This window comes from Thermoanaerobacter sp. A7A (assembly GCF_000445185.1).
In the GTDB taxonomy this organism is placed as follows: domain Bacteria; phylum Bacillota; class Thermoanaerobacteria; order Thermoanaerobacterales; family Thermoanaerobacteraceae; genus Thermoanaerobacter.
This window is the reverse complement of sequence record NZ_AVAF01000037.1, coordinates 1-2,380: the sequence shown is the minus strand read 5'-3', so window position 1 is coordinate 2,380 and position 2,380 is coordinate 1. Positions and strand designations below refer to the sequence as shown.

The window sequence follows — 2,380 nt, the reverse complement described above, 5'->3', positions numbered from 1 at the left end:
AGAAAACAGGGGCTAAAATTTTGCTTTGTCAACAAACTGAAAGATAGAGAAAAAATCCTCTATCTTTAATTTTCTTTATCTGCTTCCTGAAGTTTTATAACATCTTCGTCTATAGAATTTTTGTCATGGTGATGCCTTACAATATCGACTATTCTCTCATTTAATCCAATTTCTTTACAAATTTGTGCACCATATTCTGCATGATTATAATACACTTTTAAAAAATATACATACCTTTTGATAAAATTACTCAAAAAAAGGAATTTTATTCAAAATCACTGCTATGGCTTTTTTTGTAGGAGTAATTTTTGTTTTTATCTTTCCAATATCATGAAAAAGAGCCGCTTTTAAAAGGTCATATTCCTCTACCCTATATTTATCAATAAGATAATAACACACATCTAAAGAATGCCTTTTTTCATACACAGGCAATTTATTAAAGTATTCTAACTCTTTTTCATTTAAAAAACCCATTAAAAATTTATAATCTTCCTTATAAATTTTGGCCTTTTTCGCTTTAAAATATTGTTTTATCCTATTCATAAAATCACCTTTATTCTAATATTATTTCTTCTTTTTCAAGAGCCTCTAATACTTTATCTGACTTTATAGTATCAAAACAGGCATTTATGTCAATATAAAGTTCCCTATCTTCTTCCAATGGCTTAACATATTTTCTTACTAAATCATATATTACTTGTGTTCCTTTTCCTTTTTTAAAACCTTTCTTGAACTCCATTGCCTGTAAAGCTGCCATAAGTTCTATTGCTATAAACCCTAAAAAACCTTTTTCAGATATTACAGGAGTTACTCCTTTTTACGTTAATTCTTTATCGCAATAAAACAAAAAACACGAGAGTTTTTTCTCTCGCGTTTTATTATTAAATTGTAAAATTTTTCTATCATTTTTTAACCCCATACTCAAAACTCTTAAAATTAAATTATAAACTATAGATGAGAAAATTTAATAACAAATATTACCATTAAATAGATACACTTTATCTAAGCCAATTTTAGTTGCTCAAAAATCTCATCGATAGGTATATTATTTTTAGCTTGATCATAGATCCATTGAATACGCTGCTTTTGTACATCTTTACGAACTATAACTATTCCACAACCAAATTGACAATATTTATCACTTGAAACTGTACAATACAGGTATGTCAATGATATAAGACATAATAACCTATCTATTGATTTTGTAGAGCGTACTCGATATGTATTTAAGCCAAGGTTGTTCTTTGTCTGCCTGAAAAAAATCTCTATGGGCCACCTCTGACCGTAGTAATTTAGAATAGTCTCAGTATTTAGTTCAGTATCAGTGCATAAAAATGCATGTAGAGCTTTTTGATTTTTAAAAGCTTTTTCAGGCCAGCATATTAGAACTACAGCATTATCTATACCATTTAAAGCACCTTCATAACGATATACCCAGTAATTAGAACCTTTCACTGTAACGAGGTGAACTTCGTTCTTATCAATAAGTCTTTTATCTGGATGCGAATCCCTTTGGGATATATAATGCGGTTGATTTTAAGCGCACCAATAAGATAATAGCCTTGCTTAAAGTGTGCATTAATTACTTTTTCATTTGTAAACCAGGAATCACAAAGACCATATGCTGACCCTTTAGGTATCGGGAGTGTTGATACCATTTCGCATACTCTATCGATTTTGCTTTTACCACCTTTTGTATAGCGCTCAATGTAGTATGGCAATACTATTCTGCCACAAGATATCATCATAGCAAGAAATTGATGGCCCCAAACCTGTTTTCCTTTTAAACGCGATTGATGAAATCCTGTTGCTTGAATAGGATGTTTAGCCTATAACGAAGGCTTAGTCTTTTCAGCAATAGTATCATCAAATATCACAAACAAAGGACTTTTATGGGTTTGAGAAAGTTGATAAATAATACGAATAACTTCTCGCCTTATAGCTCTCTATGCATATTCTATATTCCAAACACCTTGGCTTAAAAATTTGCCAAAGGTAGTTCTATGACAATGTGCAAAGCTTAAATTAACAATATCAGTAACAGTGCCACTGTAACCTTTTTGAACAGCAGCTATAATAAATTCCACAATATGGCGAATAACAGGTTTGGTGAAGTATAGCATAAAATTTAATTTAAAAAGGTACTGGTAAATTGCTGAGTTTTCTGTTATTCTATTATCATGAGACATATGCTTCACTCCTGTTATTGATTTTTTTGTGGTAATTAAAGTTATATCATAGAAGTGAGCATTTGTCTCTATAATTTTATTATGTGGAATTTATTGTAATCACATTTTCTCATCTATAGTTATAAACTTGGATTCGGCAAGTGAATTTATGAAATACCCAAATAGAGCCATTTGATGGCCAAATTAAGCGA

Annotated in this window: 3 pseudogenes; all 3 read right to left on the bottom strand. The window is 30.3% G+C overall.

The annotated features are described in order from the left end of the window. Positions 1 to 65: 65 nt before the first annotated feature. The 3 pseudogenes from M663_RS15825 to M663_RS14465 all read right to left on the bottom strand — a co-directional run bounded on the left by M663_RS15825 (position 66) and on the right by M663_RS14465 (position 2,189). A pseudogene (locus tag M663_RS15825) lies at positions 66 to 543 on the bottom strand (HDIG domain-containing metalloprotein). Between the two features lie 10 nt (positions 544 to 553). Continuing rightward, positions 554 to 772 (bottom strand): annotated as a pseudogene (locus tag M663_RS0102460) (histidine ammonia-lyase); the annotation flags it as partial. A 230-nt stretch (positions 773 to 1,002) separates the two neighbouring features. Then, positions 1,003 to 2,189, bottom strand: a pseudogene (locus M663_RS14465) (transposase). Between the last annotated feature and the right edge of the window lie 191 nt (positions 2,190 to 2,380).